This is a genomic window from Kitasatospora sp. NPDC048715 (assembly GCF_043198905.1).
In the GTDB taxonomy this organism is placed as follows: domain Bacteria; phylum Actinomycetota; class Actinomycetes; order Streptomycetales; family Streptomycetaceae; genus Kitasatospora; species Kitasatospora lactacystinica.
This window is the reverse complement of the sequence record NZ_JBICVH010000008.1, coordinates 117157-141578: the sequence shown is the minus strand read 5'-3', so window position 1 is coordinate 141578 and position 24422 is coordinate 117157. Positions and strand designations below refer to the sequence as shown.

Here is a 24422-nt window from a genome sequence, read left to right as displayed (position 1 = left end):
GAGAAATCGATGAACACCCGCGGTGACAAGGCGGTCGAAGCACTTCGGGCCTCCCTCAAGGAGGTCGAGCGCCTGCGCAGGCAGAACCGGGAGATCCAGGCGGCCGCCCGCGAGCCGATCGCGATCGTCGCGCTGGGCTGCCGGCTGCCGGGCGGCGTCACCGGCCCGGAGGACCTGTGGCGGCTGGTCGCGGACGGCACCGACGCGATCGGCGGGTTCCCGACCGACCGCGGCTGGGAGGAGTCCTTCCCCGGCAGTCGTGATTACGCCCGCCGGGGCGGCTTCCTCGGCGACGCGACCGGGTTCGACGCCGAGCTGTTCGGCATCAACCCGCGCGAGGCGCTGGCGATGGACCCGCAGCAGCGGCTGCTGCTGGAGGTCGCCTGGGAGACCTTCGAACGGGCGGGCATCGATCCCCAGTCGGTGGCCGGCACGGCGACCGGCGTCTTCGTCGGCGCCTCCCCGTCCGGCTACGACGGAGCCGGCCGGCTCCCGGAGAACACCGCGGGATACCACCTGACCGGCACCGCGAGCGGGGTGCTCTCCGGCCGGCTCTCGTACGTCTTCGGGCTGGAGGGCCCGGCGGTCACCGTGGACACCGCGTGCTCCTCCGCGCTGGTGGCGCTGCACCTGGCGGTCCAGTCGCTGCGCCAGGGAGAGTGCGGCCTGGCGCTGGTCGGCGGCGTCGCGGTGATCAGCACCCCGGCCGCCTTCGCCGAGTTCGGCAAGCAGGGCGGCCTGGCCGCCGACGGCCGCTGCAAGTCCTTCGCGGCGGCGGCGGACGGCACCGGCTGGTCCGAGGGCGTCGGCGTCCTGCTGCTGGAACGGCTCTCCGACGCCCGCCGCAACGGGCACGAGGTGCTGGCGGTGGTCCGGGGCAGCGCGGTCAACCAGGACGGTGCGTCCAACGGTCTGACGGCGCCGAACGGTCCCTCGCAGGAGCGGGTGATCCGGCAGGCGCTGGCCAACGCCCGGCTGGAGGCGGCCGACGTGGACGCCGTGGAGGCGCACGGCACCGGCACCCGCCTCGGCGACCCGATCGAGGCCGAGGCGCTGCAGGCCGTCTACGGCCGGGGCCGCGCGGCCGACCGGCCGCTGCTGCTCGGCTCGCTGAAGTCCAATGTCGGCCACACCCAGGCCGCGGCCGGCGCGGTCGGCGTGATCAAGAGCGTGCTGGCGCTGCGCAACGGCGTGCTCCCGGCCACCCTGCACGTGGACGCGCCCACCCCGCACGTCGAGTGGACGGGCAGCGGCGTCGAGCTGCTGACCGAGGCCCGGCCCTGGCCGCAGGCGGAGCGGACCCGGCGGATCGGCGTCTCCGCGTTCGGCGTCAGCGGTACCAACGCCCATGTGCTCATCGAGGAGAGCCCGGCCGTGGCCGAGGCCGAGCCGCGGACGGAGCCGGAGGCGCCCGGGCAGGGCGTCCGCCCGGTGGCGTGGCCGGTGTCGGCGCAGAGCGCGCAGGCGCTGCGGGGCCAGGCGGCGCGGCTGGCCGAGCGGTTCGGGCCGGACGTGGACGCGGGCGACGCGGCGTGGTCCCTGGCGACGACCCGGGCCGCGCTGGCCCACCGCGCGGTGGTGCTGGGCACCGGTGGCCGTGAGGGGCTGCTGGACGGCCTCGGCGCGCTGGCGGACGGGCGTCCGACGGGCGGCGTGGTCGCGGGTGTCGCGGTGGAGGGGCGGACGGCGTTCCTGTTCACCGGGCAGGGCGCGCAGCGGGTCGGCATGGGCCGGGACCTCTACGAGGCTTTCCCCGCCTTCGCGACGGCCTTCGACGCGGTCTGTGCGGAGCTGGACGCGAGGCTCGGTCGGTCGGTGCGGGAGGTCGTCCTCGACGGCGTCGAGGATCTGGACCGGACGGTGTGGGCGCAGGCCGGGCTGTTCGCCGTCGAGGTGGCGTCCTTCCGGTTGCTCGAATCCTGGGGAGTGGTCCCGGATTTCCTGCTCGGCCACTCGATCGGTGAGGTGGCGGCCGCCCATGTGGCGGGCGTGTTCTCGCTGGCGGACGCGTGCGCCCTGGTGGCGGCGCGCGGTCGGCTGATGGACGCGTTGCCGAGCGGCGGGGCGATGCTGGCGGTGCAGGCCACCGAGGCGGAGGTGCGGGCGGAGATCGGTGACCGCCTGGACGTGGCGGCCGTCAACGGCCCGACCTCCGTGGTGGTTTCCGGTCCGACCGGGGTGGTCGAGGAGTTCGCCGCGCGTTGGTCGGCCGAGGGTCGCAAGATCCGCCGGCTGACGGTCTCGCACGCCTTCCACTCGGCCCTGATGGAGCCGATGATCACCGAATTCGCTTCCGTGTTGGCGGAGTTGACCTTCGCCGAGCCGAGCGTTCCGATCGTCTCCAACATGACCGGCGGGATCGCCGAACCCGGCCTGCTCACCACCCCCGACTACTGGGTCCGGCAGGTCCGGGAGGCCGTCCGCTTCGCCGACGGCGTCGACGCCCTGCACCGTGAGGGCGTGACCCGGTTCGTGGAGCTGGGCCCGGACGCCGTGCTGTCGGGTCTGGTCGGGCAGCAGCTCGCCGAGGGCGTGGTCGCCCCGCTGATGCGCCGTGACCGCGCGGAGTCCGAGACCGCGCTGACCGCGCTCGCCACCCTGTGGACGACCGGCGCCGAACTCGACTGGCGGTCCGTGCTGTCGGCCAGGCGCCGCCTCGACCTGCCGACGTACGCCTTCCAGCGCGAGCGCTACTGGCCCGACGTCCCGCTCGACGCGCCCGGCTCGGCCGAGGACGCCCGCTTCTGGGCGGCCGTGGAGCGCGCCGACGTCCCGGAACTGGCCGCCACCCTGCGGCTGTCGGACACCCCGGAGGTGCTGGACGGCGTCGTCCCGGCGCTCTCCGCGTGGCGGCGCTCGCGCCGCCAGGAGGCGGTGGTCGACTCCTGGCGCTACCGGGTGGAGTGGCAGTCGCTGCCGCTGCCGGACGCCGCCGGGCCGAACGGCACCTGGCTGCTCGCCACCGCGGACGAGTCCGCGGCCGCCGAGGACGTGGCCGCCGCGCTGCTGGCCGCCGGTGCGCGGGTCACCCGGCTGCCGCTGACCGGGGACCGGCCCGCCCTCGCCGGGCGGCTGGCCGCCGAGGACTTCGCCGGCGTGGTGTTCGTGGCCGGTTCGGCCGCCGCGGGCCTTCCGGTGCCCGCCGACCTCGGCGCCCTGCTGCTGCTGGTCCAGGCACTCGGGGACGCGGGCTCGCAGGCTCCGCTCTGGTGCCTGACCCGGGGCGCGGTGTCGACCGGGGACGAGGACCGGTCGCCGTCCCCCGAGCAGTCCCTGCTGTGGGGCCTCGGCCGGGTCGCGGCGCTCGAACACCCCGGCCGCTGGGGCGGGTTGGTCGACCTGCCGGAGACCGTCACCGCCGAGGAGGGCCGCCGGCTGGCGGCGCTGCTCGCGGGTGCGGGCGGGGAGGACCAGCTGGCCCTGCGCGGGGCGCGGGTGCTCGGCCGTCGGGTGGTCCGGGCACCGCTGCCCGGGGCCCCCGCGGCGGAGTGGAGCACCGACGGCACCGTCCTGATCACCGGCGGCACGGGCGCCCTCGGCGGGGACGTGGCGCGCTGGCTGGCCGGGCGGGGCGTGCCGCACCTGCTGCTGACCAGCCGCCGCGGCCCGGCCGCGCCGGGAGCGGACGAGCTGGTGGCCGAACTGACCGCGCTGGGCACCCGGGTGACCGTCGCCGCCTGCGACGTGACCGACCGGGAGGCGCTGTCCGGGCTGCTGGCCGGGATCCCGGCCGAGCACCCGCTGAGCGGCGTGGTGCACACCGCCGGGGTCGGCGCGCCGGGCCCGTTGATGGAGACCGACGCCGAGGCCGTCGCCGAGGTGATCGGCGGCAAGGCCGCCGGGGCCGCGCTCCTGGACGAACTGGCCGGGGACGTCGACCTGTTCGTGGTCTTCTCCTCCATCGCCGCCACCTGGGGCAGCGGCGGCCAGGGCGCCTACGCGGCCGGGAACGCCTTCCTGGACGCGCTGGTGGAGGCCCGGCGGGCCCGCGGCCTGGCCGGGACCTCGGTCGCCTGGGGCCCGTGGGCCGAGGCCGGCATGGCCGCGGACGCCGGCTTCGAGGACTACCTGCGCCGCCGCGGCCTGTCCGCGCTGGACCGTACGGCGGCGATCCGGGCGCTGGCCGGGGTCGTCGACCGGGACGAGGGCTGCGTGGCCGTCGCGGACGTCGACTGGGAGCGGTTCGGGCCCGCCTTCGTCTCCGGCCGGCCCAGCCCGCTGCTGAGCGGCCTGGCCGACCGGGACGACGCGGCCGGGGACACCGGATCGTCCGCCCCCGCCTCGGAGTTGCGGGACTCGCTCGCCGCCGCGCCCGAGGGGGAGCGGTCCCGGCTGCTGCTGGAGGTGGTCCGGGACCGCACCGCGCTGGTGCTGGGACGCCCGTCGACCGAGGCGGTGGCGCCGCGACGCGCCTTCCGCGACCTGGGCTTCGACTCGCTGACCGCCGTGGAGCTGCGCAACCGGCTCGGCGCGGAGACCGGCCTGAAGCTGGCGGCGACGCTGGTCTTCGACCACCCGACGCCGGCCGCGCTGACCGAGTACCTGCTCGGCGAGCTGTTCGGCACCCCCGACGAGGCCCGGCCGACGCTCCCGGTGGCGGCCGCGGCGGACGACGAGCCGATCGCGATCGTCGGCATGAGCTGCCGTTACCCGGGCGGGGTCCGCTCGGCCGAGCAGCTGTGGGCGATGGTCACCGAGGGCCGGGACGGTGTCACCGGATTCCCCACCGACCGCGGCTGGCCCGAGGGCGGCGGCTACGTCCGGCGCGGCGGCTTCGTCGAGGACGCCACCGACTTCGACGCCGGCATGTTCGGCATCTCGCCGCGCGAGGCCCTCGCGATGGACCCGCAGCAGCGCCTGGTGCTGGAGACGGCCTGGGAGGCGTTCGAGAACGCCGGCATCGACCCGTACTCGCTCGGCCACTCGTCCACCGGCGTGGTGATCGGCGCCTCCGCCTCCGGCTACGGCCTCGGCATGGAGATGCCCGCCAACGTCGAGGGCCACCTGCTCACCGGCACCGTCAGCAGCGTGCTGTCCGGCCGGATCGCGTACACCTTCGGCCTGGAGGGCCCCGCGGTCACCGTGGACACGGCCTGCTCCTCCTCGCTGGTCGCCCTGCACCTGGCCGCCCAGTCGCTGCGCCGCGGCGAGTGCGAGCTGGCGCTCGCCGGCGGTGTCGCCGTGATGGTCTCCCCGGGGGTGTTCGCCGAGTTCGACAAGCAGAACGGCCTGGCGGCCGACGGCCGGTGCAAGGCCTTCGCGGCCGCCGCCGACGGCACCTCCTGGGCCGAGGGCGTCGGCATCCTGGTGCTGGAGCGGCTGTCCGAGGCGCGCCGCAACGGCCACCAGGTGCTCGCGGTGATCCGCGGCAGCGCCATCAACCAGGACGGCGCCTCCAACGGCCTCGCCGCGCCCAACGGCCCCGCCCAGCAGCGGGTGATCCGGCAGGCCCTGGCCAACGCCGGACTGACCGCCGCCGAGGTGGACGCCGTCGAGGCGCACGGCACCGGCACCCGGCTCGGCGACCCGATCGAGGCGCAGGCACTGCTCGCGACCTACGGCCAGGAGCGCGCCGGTGAGCCGCTCTGGCTCGGCTCGGTGAAGACCAACATCGGCCACGCCCAGGCCGCCGCCGGTGTGGCGGGCGTGATCAAGATGGTGCAGGCGCTGCGCAACGGCCTGCTGCCCGCGACCCTGCACGTGGACGCGCCGTCCCCGCACGTGGACTGGTCGGCCGGGGCGGTGGAGCTGCTCACCGAGGCCCGGCCGTGGCCGGAGCTCGACCGGCCGCGCCGGGCGGCGGTGTCCTCCTTCGGGATCAGCGGCACCAACGCCCACGTCATCCTGGAGTCCGTGCCGGTCGTCGGGACCGTGGAGCCCGAGGCCGCCGAGGGCCCCCAGCCCTGGCTGCTGTCGGGCCGCACCCCGGCCGCGCTCACCGAACAGGCCGAGCGGCTGAGGGAGTTCGCGGCCGGGCGCCCCGAGCTCGCGGGGCCGGAGGTGGCCCGCTCGCTGCTGTCCCGGGCCGCCCTGGAGCACCGCGCCGTGGTGCTGGGCGCCGACCGGGCCGCCCTGCTGGACGGCCTGGGCACCCTCGACGGCGAGGGCGTCGTGAAGGGCCGGGCGGTTCCCGGCGACGTGGTGTTCGTCTTCCCGGGCCAGGGTTCGCAGTGGCTCGGCATGGGGCGTGAACTGGCCGCCGCCGCACCGGTGTTCGCGGCCCGGTTGGCCGAGTGCGAGGCGGCGCTGGCGCCGTACACCGACTGGTCGCTCACCGAGGCCCTGGACGACGAGGAGCTGTTGTCCCGGGTGGACGTGGTCCAGCCGGTGCTGTGGGCCGTGATGGTGTCGCTGGCCGAGGTGTGGCGGGCGCACGGTGTGGAGCCCTCGGCCGTGATCGGCCACTCGCAGGGCGAGATCGCCGCGGCCGTGGTGGCGGGTGCGCTGTCCGTCGAGGACGGCGCCCGGGTGGTCGCGCTGCGCAGCCGGGCGCTGATCGAACTGGCCGGTGACGGCGGCATGGTGTCGCTGGCGGTCGGCCAGGAGACCGCCGAGGGGCTGATCGCCGGCTTCGACGGCCGGATCTCGGTGGCCGCGTTCAACGGGCCGTCGTCGACGGTGGTCTCGGGCGAGCCGGGCGCGCTGGACGCGCTGATGGCGCTCTGCGAGGAGCGGGAGGTGCGGGCCCGCCGGATCCCGGTGGACTACGCCTCGCACTCCGCCCAGGTGGAGCGGGTGCGTGAACGGGTCCTGACGGAGCTGGCCGGGATCAGCCCGACCACCTCCACGGTGCCGCTCTACTCGACGCTGACCGGTGAGCCGATCGACACCGCGCGGATGGACGCCGGGTACTGGTACGACAACCTGCGCTCCACCGTCCTGTTCGAGCAGGCCACCCGCGCCCTGCTGGCCGACGGCCGCTCGGTGTTCGTCGAGTGCAGCCCCCACCCGGTGCTGACCGTCGGCGTGCAGGAGAGCGCCGACGCCGCCGGCGCCGACGCGGCCGCGCTGGGCACGCTGCGGCGCGACCGGGGCGGCCCCGAGCAGCTGCTGACGGCCCTGGCCGAGGCCTGGACCGCCGGGGCGTCCGTCGACTTCACCCCGGTCGTGCCCGCGGGCCGCCGGGTCGAGCTGCCCAGCTACGCCTTCCAGCGTGAGCGGTACTGGCCGCGGGCCGTGGTCGCCGCCGGCGACCTGAGCACGGTCGGCCAGGTCGTCACCGAGCACGCCCTGCTGGGCGCCGCCGTCCCGCTGCCCGGCGGAGCCCTGGTCCTGACCGGACGGCTGAGCGCGGCCGGCCAGGACTGGCTGGCCGACCACGCGGTGCACGGCGACGTGCTGGTGCCGGGCACCGCCTTCGTGGAGATGGCGCTGGCCGCCGGTGAGCGGGCCGACTGCGCCCTGCTGTCCGAACTGGTGCTCCAGGCGCCGCTGGTGCTGCCCGCCCAGGGCGGCGTCGCGGTCCAGGTGAGCGTGGGCACCGCCGACGACACCGGCTGCCGGACCTTCGAGGTGTTCTCCCGCCCGGACGCCGCCGGCACCGAGCTGGTCCGCCACGCCACCGGCGTCCTCGCCCCGGCCGCCACCGCCCCGCAGGACGGCCCCGACCTCGCGGTCTGGCCGCCCGTCGGGGCCCGGCCGGTCGAGGTCGAGGGCTTCTACCAGGCGCTCACCGAGGCCGGCTACGGCTACGGCCCCGCCTTCCAGGGCCTGCGCGCCGCCTGGCGCGACGGCAGCACCGTCTACGCCGAGGTCGCCCTGCCCCAGGACGTCCAGGCCGAGGGCTTCGGCATGCACCCCGCACTGCTGGACGCCGCCCTGCACGCCATCGGCCTCGCCGCCGACCCCGCCGCCGGCACCCGGCTGCCGTTCTCCTTCGACGGCGTCCACCTCCGGGCCACCGGGGCCACCGTGCTCCGGGTCGCGCTGACCGTCCGCGCGGACGGCGCCGCCCTGCACGCCGCCGACCCCACCGGCGCGCCGGTGATCGACATCGCCTCGCTGACCCTGCGCGAGGTCGCCGCCGCGACGCTGCGGCGGGCCGGCGAACGCGCCGTCCACGACGCCCTGTTCACCGTCGACTGGACCCCGCTGGCGCAGCCGGCCCCGGCCCGGCCCGACACCTCGCACTGGCGGGGGATCGGCGCTGTCGAGGACGGCGCGACGCCCCCGGTGGTCGTGCTGACCCTGCCGCCCGCCGCATCCGACGACGGAACGGCCCTGGCCGTCCGCCGGACCACCACCGAAGTCCTGCGCACCGTCCAGGAGTTCCTCGCCGCCGACCGCTTCGCCGACACCCGGCTGGTGGTCGTCACCCGCGGCGCCGTCCCGGCCGCCCCCGGGCAGCCGGTGACCGACCTGGCCGGCGCGGCCGTGTGGGGCCTGCTGCGCTCCGCCCAGTCGGAGCACCCCGGCCGCGTGCTGCTGCTGGACCGCGACCCGGCCGGCCAGGACGGCGACTGGCAGGCCTGGGCCACCGTCCAGGACGAACCGCAGCTCGCCCTGCGCGAGGGCGGGGCCCGCGCCCCCCGGCTCGTCCGGCAGAGCGCCGCCCACGGCCTCACCGCCCCCGACGGGCCCGGCGCCTGGCGCCTGGACGTCACCGAGGAGGGCACCCTGGAGGCCCTCGCCCTGGTGCCCGCCGCCGAGGCCGACGCCCCGCTGGGCGCCGACCAGGTGCGGATCGCCGTCCGCGCGGCCGGTGTGAACTTCCGCGACGTGCTGCTCGCGCTCGGCATGTACCCCGACCGGGCCGTGATGGGCGCCGAGGCCGCCGGTGTGGTGACCGAGGTCGGCGCCGAGGTCACCGATCTGGCCGTCGGCGACCGGGTGTTCGGCCACTTCGACGGCGGCGGCCTCGCCGACCGGGCGGTCACCGACCGGCGGCTGCTGGCCCGGATCCCGGCCGGCTGGACCTTCACCGAGGCCGCCTCGGTGCCCGTCGCCTTCCTGACCGCGTACTACGGGCTGGTCGACGTGGCCGCCGCCCGGCCCGGCGAGTCCGTCCTGGTGCACGCGGCGGCCGGTGGCGTCGGCATGGCCGCCGTCCAACTCGCCCGGCACCTGGGCCTGGAGGTGTACGGCACCGCCAACCCCGGCAAGTGGGACGCGCTGCGCGCGGCCGGTCTGGACGACGCCCACATCGCCTCCTCCCGCGACCTCGCCTTCGAGGAGTCCTTCCGTACCGCCACCGGCGGACGCGGCGTGGACGTGGTGCTGAACTCGCTGGCCGGCGAGTTCACGGACGCCTCACTGCGGCTGCTCGCCGAGGGCGGGCGCTTCGCCGACATGGGCAAGGCCGACCCGCGCGACGCCGAGCAGGTCGCCACCGACCACGGCGTGCGCTACCGGGCGTTCAACCCCGCGGAGGCGGGCCCGGAGCGGGTCCGGGAGATCACGGCGGAGATCATCGGCCTGTTCGAGTCCGGTGCGCTGCGGCTGCTGCCGATCACCGCGTGGGACGTCCGCGAGGCGCCCGCGGTGTTCCGGCACATCAGCCAGGCCAAGCACGTCGGCAAGAACGTGGTCACCGTCCCGGCGCTGCTCGACCCCGAGGGCACCGTCCTGATCACCGGCGGCACCGGCACCCTGGGCGGGCTGCTGGCCCGCCACCTGGTCGCCGAGCGCGGCGTGCGGCACCTGCTGCTGCTCAGCCGGCGCGGCGCCGACGGCCCGGGCGCGGCCGAACTCGCCGACGAGCTGCGGGACCTGGGCGCCGACACGACCCTCGCGGCCTGCGACGCCGCCGACCGCGAGGCGCTGGCCGCGGTGCTCGCCGCGATCCCCGCCGAGCACCCGCTCACCGGCGTCATCCACGCGGCCGGCACCCTGGACGACGGCGTGTTCGACGCGATGACCCCCGAGCGGGTCGAGGCCGTCCTGCGGCCCAAGGTCGACGCCGCCGTCAACCTGCACGAGCTGACCGCCGACCGCGACCTCGCCCTGTTCGTGCTGTACTCCTCCGCCTCCGCCACCTTCGGCACCGGCGGCCAGGCCAACTACGCGGCGGCCAACGCCTTCCTGGACGCCCTCGCCTCCCACCGGCGCGCCCGCGGGCTGCCCGCCCAGTCACTGGCCTGGGGCCTGTGGCAGGAGGCCAGCGAGATGACCCGGCACCTGAACCCGGGCGCCGACGCGCGGACCGACAAGCTCGGCACCGCCCTGGACAGCGGACAGGGCCTCGCCCTCTTCGACGCGGCCACCGCCCTGCCCGCCCCGCACCTGGTGCCGGTCGCCCTGGACCGCACCGGCGGCGGCGAGGTCCCGGCCCTGCTGCGCGGCCTGATCCGGCCCGCGGTGCGCCGCGCCGCCGAGCGCGAGGCCGGCGACACCAGCACCCTGGCCGGACAGCTGCGCAACGCCTCCGCGAGCCGGCGCCGGCAGATCCTGCTCGACCTGGTCCGCGGCAACGCCGGCACCGTGCTCGGCTACGCGGACGCCGAGGCGATCGGCGCCCGGCAGGCCTTCCGCGACCTCGGCTTCGACTCGCTGACCGCGGTCGAACTGCGCAACCGGCTCAACGCCGCGACCGGCCTGCGGCTGCCCGCCACCACGGTGTTCGACCACCCGAACCCGACCGCGCTCGCCGACCACCTGGCCACCAGGCTGCTGGGCGAGAGCGCACCGGCCCCCGCCGTCGCCGCGCCGGCGCCGACGGCCGACCCCGGCGAGCCGATCGCGATCGTCGGCATGGCCTGCCGGCTGCCCGGCGGCGTCGCCTCCCCGGCCGACCTGTGGCGGCTGGTGGCCGCCGGCGAGGACGGCACCGCCGCCTTCCCGGCCGACCGCGGCTGGCCCCTCGACGTGGTGCACGGACAGGCCGCCCGGGGCGGATTCGTGGACGGCGCCACCGAGTTCGACGCCGGCCTGTTCGGGATCTCGCCGCGCGAGGCGCTGGCGATGGACCCCCAGCAGCGCCTGCTGCTGGAGACCGCCTGGGAGGCCTTCGAGGACGCCGGCATCGTGGCCGCCGACCTCGGCAACCGCTCCACCGGCGTCTTCGTCGGCGCGGCGGCGTCCCACTACGGCCTCGGCATGCAGATCCCGGACAGCGCGCTCGGCCACCTGATGACCGGCAGCGCGACCAGCATCGCCTCCGGCCGACTGGCCTACGTGTTCGGGCTGGAGGGCCCGGCCATGACGGTCGACACCGCCTGCTCCTCCTCGCTGGTGGCGCTGCACCTCGCGGTGCGGGCGCTGCGCGGCGGCGAGTGCGACCTGGCGCTGGCCGGTGGCGTGACCACCCTCGCCACGCCCGGCGTGATCACGGAGTTCGACCGGCAGGGCGGCCTGGCCTCGGACGGTCGCTGCAAGGCCTTCTCGGCCGACGCCGACGGCACCGGGATGTCCGAAGGGGTCGGCCTGCTGCTGGTCGAGCGACTGTCGGACGCCCGTCGCAACGGGCACCAGGTGCTCGCGGTGGTGCGGGGCAGCGCGGTCAACCAGGACGGTGCGTCCAACGGCCTCACCGCGCCGAACGGGCCCGCGCAGGAGCGGGTGATCCGGCAGGCACTGGCCGACGCCCGCCTGGAGGCGGCCGAGGTGGACGCGGTGGAGGCGCACGGGACGGGGACCCGGCTCGGGGACCCGATCGAGGCGCAGGCGCTGCTGGCCACCTACGGCCAGGGCCGCGGCGACGAGCCGCTCTGGCTGGGCTCGATCAAGTCGAACATCGGGCACACCCAGGCGGCGGCCGGTGTGGCGGGCGTCATCAAGATGGTGCAGGCGCTGCGGCACGGGACGCTCCCGGCCACCCTGCACGCCGAGCAGCGGACCTCCGAGGTGGACTGGTCGGAGGGCGCGGTCGAACTGCTGACCGAGGCCCGGCCGTGGCCGGCGGCGGACCGTCCGCGCCGGGCGGGTGTGTCGTCCTTCGGGATCAGCGGCACCAACGCGCATGTGGTGCTGGAGCAGGCGCCGGCCGAGGAGATGGCGCCGGTCGGAGGCGCGACGGGGCCGACGCCGTGGGTGGTGTCGGCGCAGAGCGCCGGGGCCCTGAAGGCCCAGGCGGCCCGCCTGGCAGGGGAGTTGGAGCCCGAGGCGCTGGAGTCCGGGGCCCGTCCGCAGGACGTGGCGTGGTCGCTGGCCACCGGGCGGACCGGGCTGGCCCACCGTGCGGTGGTGCTCGGCGACGACCGGGCGGCGCTGCTGGACGGCCTGGCCGCGCTGGCGGACGGCTGCCCCTCGGGCGGGGTCGTCACCGGGATCGCGACGGAGGGGCGGACGGCGTTCCTGTTCACCGGTCAGGGGGCGCAGCGGGTCGGCATGGGCCGGGAGCTGCACGAGGCCTTCCCGGTGTTCGCGTCGGCCTTCGACGCGGTCTGTGCGGAGCTGGACGGGAAGCTCGGGCGGTCGGTGCGGGAGATCGTCCTCGAGGGCGTCGAGGACCTGGACCGTACGGTGTGGGCGCAGGCCGGGCTGTTCGCGGTCGAGGTGGCCTCGTTCCGGCTGCTGGAGTCCTGGGGCGTGGTCCCGGACGTGCTGCTCGGCCACTCGATCGGTGAGGTGGCGGCCGCCCACGTCGCCGGGGTGTTCTCGCTGGCGGACGCGTGCGCCCTGGTGGCGGCGCGCGGCCGGCTGATGGACGCGCTGCCCGAGGGCGGCGCGATGCTCGCCGTCCAGGCCGCCGAGGCCGAGGTCCGCGACGCGATCGGCGACCGGCTGGATGTCGCGGCCGTCAACGGCCCGACCTCCGTGGTGGTTTCCGGACCGGTCGAAACGATCGAGGAGTACGCCGCGCGCTGGAAGGCCGACGGCCGCAAGCTTCGCCGTCTGACCGTCTCGCACGCCTTCCACTCGGCCCTGATGGAGCCGATGCTCGCCGAATTCGCCTCCGTCCTCGCGGAGTTGACCTTCGCCGAGCCGCAGGTCCCGATCGTGTCGAACCTGACCGGCGGGATCGCCGAGCCGGGGCTGCTCACCACCCCCGACTACTGGGTGCGGCAGGTCCGCGAGGCCGTCCGCTTCGCCGACGGCGTCGAGGCCCTGCACCGCGAGGGCGTGACCCGTCTCGTCGAGCTGGGTCCGGACGGTGTGCTGACCGCGCTCGCCGCGCAGAGCGCCCCGGACGTGGTCGGCGTGCCGCTGCTGCGCAAGGACCGGGACGGCCGCGAGACCGTCCTGACCGCGCTGGCCGCGCTCTGGACGGCGGGCGCCGCGATCGACTGGTCCGCGCTGCTGCCCGCCTCCCGGCGCGTGCCGCTGCCGACCTACGCCTTCCAGCGCGAGCGCTACTGGCCGGAGGCGGCCGAGCCGACGAGCGTCGCGGCCGACCCGGCGGAGGCCCGGTTCTGGGCGGCGGTCGAGAACGAGGACCTGGCGGGCCTCGCCTCCACCCTGGACGCCGACCGGACGCCCGAGGGCCTGGACTCCGTCCTGCCGGTGCTCACCGCCTGGCGGCGATCGCGCCGTCAGGACGCGGTGATCGACTCCTGGCGCTACCGGGCGACCTGGAAGCCGCTCGCCGGGCTCGTCGGGACCGGCCTCTCCGGGACGTGGCTGCTGGCCGCGCCGGAGGGCTCCGGGCCCGGGGCCGCGCTGGCCGCCGCCCTGGGGGAGGCCGGCGCCGAGGTGCTCCCGTTCGGCGTCGACGCCGTCCCGGCCGGGGTGGCCGGAATCGCCGGCGTCGTGGCGCTGCTGCCTTCGGACGCCCCGGTGTCCGGTGCGGTCGCGCTGCTGCGGGCGCTGGGCGGGGCGGGCGTCGACGCCCCGCTCTGGCTGGTCACCAGCGGTGCCGTGTCGATCGGCCGCTCCGACCCGCTGCGGGATCCCGTCCAGGCCCAGCTCTGGGGCCTGGGACGGGTCGCGGCGCTCGAACACCCGCAGCGCTGGGGCGGTCTGATCGACCTCCCGGCCGTCCTCGACCCGCAGTCGGCCGAGCGTGCCGTCGCCGTCCTCGGCGGCGGCACCGGCGAGGACCAGGTGGCCGTCCGCGGCGCCGGGGCCTACGGCTGCCGCCTGGCGCGCGCCGCCTCCGGTGCCGCGCCCGCCGCGCCGTGGACGCCGTCCGGTCCGGTCCTGATCACCGGCGGCACCGGCGCGCTGGGCGCGGAGACGGCCCGCTGGCTGGTCGGCCGGGGGGTGCCGAAGCTGGTGCTGACCAGCCGCCGGGGCGCGGACGCGCCGGGCGCAGCCGCGTTGGCCGCCGAGCTGACCGAGGCGGGCGCCGAGGTCGTGGTGGCCGCCTGCGCGACCACCGACCGGGAGTCACTGGCCGCGCTGCTCGCCGAGCACAGGCCGACCGGCGTGGTGCACGCCGCCGGGGTGGGCCAGGGCGCCGCACCGCTGGCGGACACCGACGAGGCGGAGATCGCCCGGGTGCTCGACGGCAAGGCCGTCGGCGCCGAACTGCTCGACGAGCTGACCGCCGGTCTGGACCTCGATCTGTTCGTGGCCTTCTCCTCGGTCGCGGCGACCTGGGGCAGTGGTGGTCAGGGCGTCTACGCCGCGGCCAACGCCCACCTGGACGCGCTGGTGCTGCGGCGCCGGGCGCGCGGGCTGCGGGGCACGTCGGTGGCCTGGGGCCCGTGGGCGGGTGAGGGCATGGCCGCCCGGGGCGAGGCCGCCGAGCAGCTGCGCCGCCGTGGTCTGGCGGTGATGGACCCGCGGCTCGCGGTGCTGGCGCTGGCCCGCGCGGTGGACGGGGACGAGGGCTGTGTGACCGTCGCGGACGTGGACTGGCAGCGGTTCGCGCCGGCCTTCACCGCCGTGCGCACCAGCCGGCTGCTGGCGGAGCTGCCGGAGGCCGGCAGCGGGTCGGCGCCGGTGGCGGCGGTCGAGGGGGCCTCGGCCTTCCTGGACGCCTTGGCGGCGGCCGCGGCCGGGCGCCGGGAGCGGATGCTGCTGGACCTGGTCCGGTCGTCCGCGGCGGCGGCGCTGGGTCACACGTCGGTGGAGGCGGTGGACGCCGGTCAGGCGTTCCGCGACCTCGGCTTCGACTCGCTGACGGCGGTGGCCCTGCGGAACCTGCTGGTGAAGGAGACCGGGCTCGCCCTTCCGGCGACGCTGGCCTTCGACTACCCGACGCCGGCGGTGCTGGCGGCCCATCTGGCCGGGGAACTGCTGGAGTCGGTACCGGTGACGGTGGCGGCCGCGGAGGAGACCGGTGCGGCGGTGGCCGTCTCGGACGACCCGGTGGTGATCGTCGGCATGAGCGCCCGCTACCCGGGCGGCGTGCGGTCGGCCGCCGGGCTGTGGGACCTGGTGGCCGCCGGGGCGGACGGCGTCACCGGCTTCCCGGCGGACCGCGCCTGGTCGGTCGAGGGCATCGCGGCCGAGGCGGCGCGCGGCGGCTTCGTGGAAGGTGTGACGGAGTTCGACGCGGCCCTGTTCGGGATCTCGCCGCGCGAGGCGCTGGCGATGGACCCGCAGCAGCGGATCCTGCTGGAGGCCTCCTGGGAGGCCTTCGAGGACGCCGGGATCGACCCGCGCTCGGTGCGCGGCGAGCAGATCGGCGTCTTCGTCGGCGCCTCCAACTCCGGCTACAACGCGGTCGGCGGCCTGGAGGAGGCGAGGAGCCACGTCCTGGCCGGCTCGGCGAACAGTGTGATCTCCGGCCGGGTGTCGTACGTCTTCGGGCTGGAGGGCCCGGCCGTCACCGTGGACACGGCCTGCTCCTCCTCGCTGGTGGCCCTGCACTGGGCGGCGCAGGCGCTGCGCGAGGGCGACTGCGAGACGGCGCTGGTCGGCGGTGTGACGGTGATGGTGTCCCCGGCCGCCTTCGCCGAGTTCGACCGCCAGGGCGGGCTGTCCTCGGACGGCCGCTGCAGGTCCTTCGCCGCGGAGGCGGACGGTACGGGCTGGGGCGAGGGTGTCGGCGTCCTGGTGGTCGAGCGCCTCTCCACCGCCCGCCGCCACGGGCACCGGGTCCTGGCCGCGCTGCGGGGCAGCGCGGTCAACCAGGACGGTGCCTCCAACGGTCTGACCGCGCCGAACGGTCCGGCTCAGCAGCGGGTGATCCGGCAGGCGCTGGCGAGTGCCGGGCTGTCGGCCGCCGAGGTGGACGCCGTCGAGGCGCACGGCACGGGCACCGTGCTGGGCGACCCGATCGAGGCGCAGGCGCTGCTGGCCACCTACGGCCGGGACCGCGACGGCGAGCCGCTCTGGCTGGGCTCGATCAAGTCCAACATCGGCCACACCCAGGCGGCAGCCGGTGTGGCGGGTGTGATCAAGATGGTGCAGGCGATGCGCCACGGCCTGCTCCCGGCCACCCTGCACGCGCAGCGGCCCAGCCCGAAGGTCGACTGGTCGGCCGGCGCGGTGGAACTGCTCACCGAGGCGCGTCCCTGGCCCGAGCTGGACCGGCCGCGCCGCTCGGCGGTGTCCTCCTTCGGCATCAGCGGCACCAACGCCCACGTCATCCTGGAGAGTGTGCCGTCGGCCCCGGTGGAGGAGCCGAAGGCGGCACCGGTGCTGCCCGTCTGGGCCGTCTCGGCGAAGACCGCCGAGGGCCTGCGGGACCAGGCGCGGCGCCTGCGGGCGTTCGCCGAGCCCGGCGCGGACGTCCGGGACGTCGCCTGGTCGCTGGCCGGCACCCGGGCGGCGCTCGACCACCGGGCCGTGATCGTCGGCGCGGACCACGCCGAACTCCTGCGCGGACTGGCCGCGTTGGCGGACGACGCACCCGACGCGGCGGTGGTCCGCGGCGCGGTCGCCGACCGTCGGACCGCCTTCCTGTTCACCGGCCAGGGCTCGCAGTACGCCGCGATGGGGCGGGGGCTGTACGAGGCCTTCCCGGTGTTCGCGGAGGCCTTCGACGCGGTCCGCGCGGAGCTGGACCTCCGGCTCGACCGGCCGCTCACCGACGCGGTGTTCGAGGGCATCGGCATCGACCGGACGGTGTGGGCGCAGGCCGGGCTGTTCGCGGTCGAGGTGGCGTCCTTCCGGTTGCTCGAATCCTGGGGCGTGACGCCCGACTTCCTGCTCGGGCACTCGATCGGCGAGATCGCCGCCGCCCACGTCGCCGGGGTGTTCCCGCTGGCGGACGCGTGCGCCCTGGTGGCGGCGCGCGGCCGACTGATGGACGCGCTGCCCGAGGGCGGGGCGATGCTGGCGGTGCAGGCCACCGAGGCCGAGGTCCGCGAGACGATCGGCGACCGGCTGGACGTCGCGGCCGTCAACGGGCCGACCTCCCTCGTGGTGTCCGGCCCCGTCGAAACGATCGAGGAGTACGCCGCGCGCTGGTCGGCCGAGGGCCGCAAGACCCGTCGGCTGACCGTCTCGCACGCCTTCCACTCGGCCCTGATGGAGCCGATGCTCGGCGAATTCGCCTCCGTACTCGCGGAGTTGACCTTCGCCGAGCCGCGGATCCCGGTCGTCTCCAACCTGACCGGCGGGATCGCCGGGCCCGGGCTGCTCACCACCCCCGACTACTGGGTGCGCCAGGTCCGCGAGGCCGTCCGCTTCGCCGACGGCGTCGAGACCCTGCAGCGCGAGGGCGTGACCCGCTTCGCGGAGCTCGGCCCCGACGGCGTGCTGAGCGGGCTGGCGCAGCAGAGCGCGGCGGACGGCGTGTTCGCGCCGCTGCTGCGCCGCGGCCGGGAGGACTCCCGGACCGCCCTGCGGGCCTTGGCCCGGCTGTGGGCGGACGGCGCCGAGGCCGACTGGTCCGCGGTGCTGCCCGAGGGCCGACGGGTGGAGCTGCCGACGTACGCCTTCCAGCGGCAGCGGTTCTGGCCGCAGGCCGGTGCCACCGAGCCCGTCGGCGACGTGGTGGAGGCCAGGTTCTGGGACGCGGTGGAGCGCGAGGACTTCGGCGATCTGGCCGACCTCCTGGACACTCCGGACCCCGCCGAGCTGCTCGGCGCGGCCCTGCCGGTGCTCTCCTCGTGGCGGCAGCGGCGCAAGGTCGACTCGGTGGTGGACTCCTGGCGCTACCGGGTGATGTGGCGGCCGCTCGGCACCCAGGACGGCGCCCCGGCACTGACCGGCCGGTGGCTGCTGGCCGTCCCGCGGGCGGCCGCCGAGCACCCGCTGACCGAGGGCGTGGCGGCGGCGATCCGCTCGGCGGGCGCCGAGGTGGTCCGCTTCGAGCCCGTCGGCACCGGCCGGGCGGCCCTGGCCGCGCAGCTCGCCGAGGCGGGCCCGGGCACGTTCGCCGGTGTGGTGTCGCTGGCCGCGCTCGCCGGGGAACCGGACCCGGACTCGGCGGTCTCGCCGGGCCTGGAACTGACCCTGGCCCTGTTCCAGGCGCTCGGCGACGCGGGCGTCACCGCCCCGTTCTGGGCGCTGACCGAGCACGCGGTCTCCGTCGGCCGCTCGGACCGGGCCGCCGACGCCGGACAGGCGCAGGTGTGGGGCCTCGGCCGGGTCGCGGCGCTGGAGTCCCCGGACCGCTGGGGCGGTCTGATCGACCTGCCGTCCACGCCGGACGCCCGGGCCGGCACCCGGCTGGCCGCCGTGCTGGCCGGTGGCGGCGAGGACCAGGTGGCCGTGCGCGGCTCCGGCACGTACGGCCGCCGACTGGTCCGGGCGACGGCCGGCGCGGGCGCGCCGTCCTGGTCGCCGACCGCCGGGGGGACCGTCCTGGTCACCGGCGGGACCGGCGCGCTGGGCGCCGAGGTCGCCCGCTGGCTCGCCGACCACGGCGTGGCCCGGGTGGTGCTGACCGGCCGTCGCGGGGCGGCCGCGCCGGGCACGGCGGACCTGGTCGCGGAGCTCGCGGCGCGCGGCACCGAGGCCGTGGTCGCCGCCTGCGACGTGACCGACCGGACCGCACTGGCCGCGGTGCTCGCCGCGGTGCCGGCGGACCGCCCGCTGATCGGCGTGGTGCACGCCGCCGGCGTGCTGGACGACGGGGCGCTGGACGCGCTCACGCCGGAGCGCCTGAGGACGGTGCTGGCCGCGAAGGCGGCCGGCCTGGTCGTCCTGGACGAGCTGACGCGAAGCCACGAGCCGGAGTTCTTCGTCGCCTTCTCCTCGCTGGCGGGCGCCGTCGGCAGCGCCGGCCAGGGCAACTACGCCGCCGCCAACGCCTTCGTGGACGCCTGGATGGAGGGGCGGCGCGAGCGCGGCCTGCCGGGCGTCTCGGTCGCGTGGGGCCCGTGGGCGAACGAGGGCATGGCGGCCGACCCGGCCCTGGTGCAGCGGCTGCGGCGCGGCGGCCTGCCGCCGATGGACCCGGCGCTCGCCGTCACGGCGCTCGCCCGGGCGATCGGTCACGACGGGGCCGCCCTGGTGGTCGCCGACGTCGACTGGTCGCTGTTCGCGGCCGGTGCGGGCGGGCTGCGGCCCAGCGCCCTGCTGGCCGACCTGCCGGAGGCCGCCTCGGCCACGGCCGGCACCCGCGGCGCCGGACCGGCCGAGGAGTTCCGGGCCGAGCTGGCGGCGGCACCCGGGAGCAGGCGCTCCGGGCTGCTGCTGGACGCCGTGCGGTCCTGGACCGCGGCGGTGCTCGGCCACGGCTCGCCGGACGCGGTCGGCGCCGAGCAGGCGTTCCGCGACCTCGGATTCGACTCGGTGACGGCGGTGGAGTTCCGGAACCTGGCGAGCGCCCGGACGGGGCTGGCGCTGCCGGCCACCCTGGTCTTCGACCGTCCGACCCCGGCCGCGCTGGCGCGCCACCTCGGCGAGCAGCTGTTCGGCGCGGCCGAGCCGGCCGTGGCCGCCGATGTCGCCGAGGTCGCGGACCGCACCCGGGCCGAGGACGAGCCGATCGTGATCGTCGGCATGGCCTGCCGCTTCCCTGGCGGCGCCGGCTCCCCGGACGCGCTCTGGGAGCTGCTGTCCGACGGCGTCGACGCGATGACCGGCATCCCGTCCGACCGCGGCTGGGAGGCCGGCTGGACGGGCGTGGACGCGGCCGCCCGGGGCGGATTCCTGGAGGGCGTGGCCGAGTTCGACGCGGGCCTGTTCGGGATCTCGCCGCGCGAGGCGCTGGCGATGGACCCGCAGCAGCGCCTGCTGCTGGAGGCCTCCTGGGAGGCCTTCGAGTCCGCCGGAGTGGACCCGAGGGCGATGCGCGGCCGGCCGGTCGGTGTCTTCGCGGGCACCAACGGCCAGGACTACCCGCTGGTGCTCGCCGCCTCGGAGGAGGACGTGGACGGCCACGTGGCCACCGGCAACGCCGCCTCCGTGCTCTCCGGCCGGATCTCCTACGCGTTCGGGCTGGAGGGCCCGGCGATGACCGTGGACACCGCCTGTTCCTCCTCGCTGGTCGCCCTGCACCTCGCGGCCCAGGCGCTGCGCCGCGGCGAGTGCGAACTGGCCTTCGCGGGCGGCGTCTCGGTGATGTCGACCCCGGTGGTGTTCGCGGAGTTCGACCGCCAGGGCGGCCTCGCGGCGGACGGCCGCTGCAAGGCCTTCTCGGCGGAGGCGGACGGTACGGGCTGGGGCGAGGGCGTGGGCGTGCTGGTGCTGGAGCGGCTGTCCGACGCGCGGCGCAACGGCCACCGGGTGCTCGCGGTGGTCCGGGGGAGCGCCGTCAACCAGGACGGTGCGTCCAACGGGCTCACCGCGCCGAACGGGCCCTCGCAGGAGCGGGTGATCCGCCAGGCGCTGGCGGACGCCGGGCTGTCGGCCGCCGACGTGGACGTGGTCGAGGCGCACGGCACCGGCACCCGCCTCGGCGACCCGATCGAGGCCCAGGCGCTGCTGGCCACCTACGGCCGGGAGCGCACCGCGGAGCCCCTGCTGCTGGGCTCGGTGAAGTCCAACCTCGGGCACACCCAGGCCGCCGCCGGCGTCGCCGGGGTGATCAAGATGGTGCTGGCCCTGCGGCACGGCATCGTGCCGCCGACCCTGCACGTCGGCGAGCCGACCCCGCAGGTGGACTGGTCGGCCGGCGCGGTGGAGCTGGTGACGGAGCGCCGGGCGTGGCCCGCCGTGGACCGGCCGGCCCGCGCCGGTGTGTCCTCCTTCGGGATCAGCGGCACCAACGCCCACGTCATCCTGGAGGCCGCCGTCGAGCCGGACGGGGTGGAGGCCACGGCCGCCGTCGAGCCGGACGGGGTGGAGGCCACGGCCGTTGTCGAGCCGGACGCGGTGGAGGCTGTTTCCGCCGTCGAGTCGGGCGCGCTGCCCTGGCTGCTGTCCGGGCGCTCGGCCGCGGCGCTCGCCGCCCAGGCCGGGCGGCTGCGCTCCTTCGCGGCGCGGCGGGCCGAGCTGCGGCCGCAGGACGTGGCCCGGTCGCTGCTCTCCCGCGCCGGGCTGGAACACCGCGCCGTGGTGCTCGGCGCCGACCGGGACGCCCCGCTGGCGGCCCTGGCCGCGGGTCGACCGTCCGGCACTTTGGTGTCGGGCGTCGTGGCCGAGGGGCGGACGGCGTTCCTGTTCACTGGTCAGGGCGCGCAGCGGGTCGGGATGGGCCGGGAGCTGTACGAGGCCTTCCCCGCCTTCGCGGACGCCTTCGACGCGGTCTGCGGGGAACTGGACCTGCTGCTGGACCGGCCGGTGAAGGACGTGGTGTTCGACGGGGCGGAGGATCTGGACCGGACGGTGTGGGCGCAGGCCGGGCTGTTCGCGGTCGAGGTGGCGTCCTTCCGCCTGCTCGAATCCTGGGGCGTGACGCCCGACTTCCTGCTCGGGCACTCGATCGGCGAGATCGCCGCCGCCCACGTCGCCGGGGTGTTCCCGCTGGCCGACGCGTGCGCCCTGGTGGCGGCGCGCGGCCGGCTGATGCAGGCGCTGCCCGAGGGCGGGGCGATGCTGGCGGTCGAGGCCACCGAGGCCGAGGTCCGCGAGGCGATCGGCGAGCGGCTGGACGTCGCGGCCGTCAACGGGCCCACCTCGGTGGTGGTCTCCGGTTCGGTCGAGGCGGTGGAGGAGTTCGCCGCCCGGTGGAAGGCCGAGGGCCGCCGGATCCGCCGGCTGACCGTCTCGCACGCCTTCCATTCGGCCCTGATGGAGCCGATGCTCGCCGAATTCGCTTCGGTGCTGGCCGGGTTGACCTTCGCCGAGCCGAGCATCCCGGTCGTCTCCAACCTGACCGGGACGCTCGCCGAACCCGGGCTGCTCTCCACACCGGACTACTGGGTCCGCCAGGTCCGCGAGGCCGTCCGCTTCGCCGAGGGCGTCACCCGGCTGGCGGAGCAGGGCGTCACCCGGTACCTGGAGCTCGGCCCCGACGGCGTGCTCTGCGGGCTGGCACAGCAGTCGGTCGCGGCGGGCACCTTCGCTCCGCTGCTGCGCAAGGGCCGCGAGGAGCGGGACACCGCCCTGGAGGCGCTCGCCCGGCTCTGGACGGCGGGCGCCGAGGTCGACTGGTCGGCCGTGCTGCCGGAGGGCCGCCGGGTGGACCTGCCGACGTACGCCTTCCAGCGGGACCGGTACTGGCCGCGGTTGCCGCTCGCGGCGGCCGGCCGGGCCGACGGTGCCGCCGCGGTCCTGGACGACTGCCTCTACCGGATCGACTGGAAGCCGGTCGAGGTCCCGCCGGCGCGGCTCGACGGCGGCTGGCTGCTGGTCACCGACACCGAGGACGACGGCGCGTTCGCGGACACCCTGCTCACGCGACTGCCCGCCGACACCGCCCCGGTCCGACTCGCCGTCGGCGACCTCGACCGGGAGCAACTGGCGGAGCGGCTGCGCGCGCTGGCCGAGAAGGCCCGCGGGATCGCCTACCTGCCCACCGGGCTGGACCGCGGCCTCGTGCTGCTGCACGCCCTCGGCGACGCGGAGCTGGAGGCGCCGCTGTGGATGGTCACCCGGGGCGCGGTGGCCGTGGACACGGCGGACCGGGTCACCCGCCCCGAGCAGGCGCAGCTGTGGGGCTTCGGCCAGGCCGCGGCGCTGGAGCACCCGCGGAGCTGGGGCGGGCTGGTCGACCTGCCCGCCGAGCCGGACGCCGGCACCCTCGCGGCGCTCGCGGCGGTGCTCGACGGGGCGACCGGGGAGGACCAGCTCGCCCTGCGCGGTGAGCGGGTGCTCGCCCGCCGTCTGGTCCGCACCGACGCGGGTGCGGCCCCGGCGGAGCCCTGGCGGCCGTCGCGGCCCGGCACGGTGCTGGTCACCGGCGGTACCGGCGCGCTGGGCGCGGTCGTCGCCCGCTGGCTGGTCGGCCGGGGCGTCACCGACCTGGTCCTCACCGGCCGCCGCGGCTCCCGGACCCCGGGCGCCGCGGAGCTGACCGCCGAACTGACGGCGGCCGGCGCCCGGGTGACGGTGGCCGCGTGCGACGCCGCCGACCGGGAGGCGCTGGCGGCGACGCTGGCCGCGGTCCCGGCCGACCGTCCGCTGATCGGTGTCGTGCACGCGGCCGGTGTCGCCCAGTCGGCGATGCTGGCGCAGACCGGCGTCGAGGACATCGCGAGGATCACCGGAGGCAAGGTCGACGGCGCCGCCCACCTGGACGAGCTCACCGCGGAGGCGGACCTGGAGCTGTTCCTGGTCTTCTCCTCCATCGCCGCCACCTGGGGCAGCGGCGGGCAGGCCCTCTACGCGGCGGGCAACGCCTACCTGGACGCCCTGGCCCGGAACCGGCGGGACCGCGGTCTCGTCGGGACGTCGGTCGCGTGGGGCCCGTGGGCGGGCGCCGGGATGGCGGCCGACGGCGCGGAGGAGTACCTGCGCCGCCGCGGACTGACGCCGCTCGACCCGCAGTTCGCGCTCACCGCCCTGGCGGCGGCCGTGGACGGCGGCGCGGGCGCGCTGACCGTCGCCGACGTGGACTGGACCCGGTTCGCGCCCGCCTTCACCTCGGGCCGGCCGAGCCCGCTGCTGGGCGACCTGCCCGAGGCGGCCGACGGCCGGTCCCCGGCCGGGGACGCGGCTTCGGCCGGGGCTCCGGCGGCGGACGGCGGGGCGGACGGCGGGGCGCTGCGCGCCCGGCTGGCCGGGCTGGACGCCAAGGAGCGGACGGCCGTCCTGCTGGAGCTGGTCCGGGACGTGCTGGTCGAGGTGCTCCGCTACTCCGCGGCCGAACAGATCGACGAGACCAGGCCGTTCCGCGACCTCGGCTTCGACTCGCTCACGGCCGTCGAGTTCCGCAACCGGCTGGCGCGGGAGTGCGGTGTCGCGCTCCCGGCGACGATCGTCTTCGACCACCCGACCCCGGTCGCGCTGGCAGGCCACCTGCACGGCGCGCTCCCGGGCGGCGCCGAGTCGGTCGCGGACGTCGAGCCGCTGCTCGGGATGCTCGACGGGCTGGAGGCGGCGATGACCGTCAACCCGCTGGACGAGCTCTCCCGTTCCAGGGTCACCGTGCGCCTCCAGGCCTTCCTGGCCCGCTGGTCCGCCGGTGCCCAGGCGGAGGAGGACACCATCGCGGACCTCCTCGACGCCGCGGACGACGAGGAACTGCTCAACCTGGTCCGGGAGGAGCTGGGCAACAGCGACCTGGACTGAGCGGCCCAGCCCCGGAGGGCCCGCGGACGTGCCGGAACGCGGTGCCACCGAGTCGATCGGTGGCACCGCGCCGCGCCGGACCCGTCGAACGGCGCACGAGGAGAGCGGCTCGACCACGAAGAGGGCGGCCGGAGCACGAGGAG

At 76.8% G+C, this 24422-nt stretch carries 1 protein-coding gene; it reads left to right on the top strand.

All coding sequences use genetic code 11. The annotated features are described in order from the left end of the window. Positions 1-9 precede the first annotated feature (9 nt). Entirely contained in the window at positions 10-24279 is a 24270-nt protein-coding gene (locus ACGFSC_RS17120; RefSeq protein ID WP_359903822.1) for a type I polyketide synthase, read from the top strand. The last annotated feature ends 143 nt before the right edge of the window (positions 24280-24422 follow it).

Bases quoted from the DNA above. Each gene is read 5' to 3' on its own strand.
- ACGFSC_RS17120 (WP_359903822.1), top strand. From the start codon at position 10: ATGAACACCCGCGGTGACAAGGCGGTCGAAGCACTTCGGGCCTCCCTC.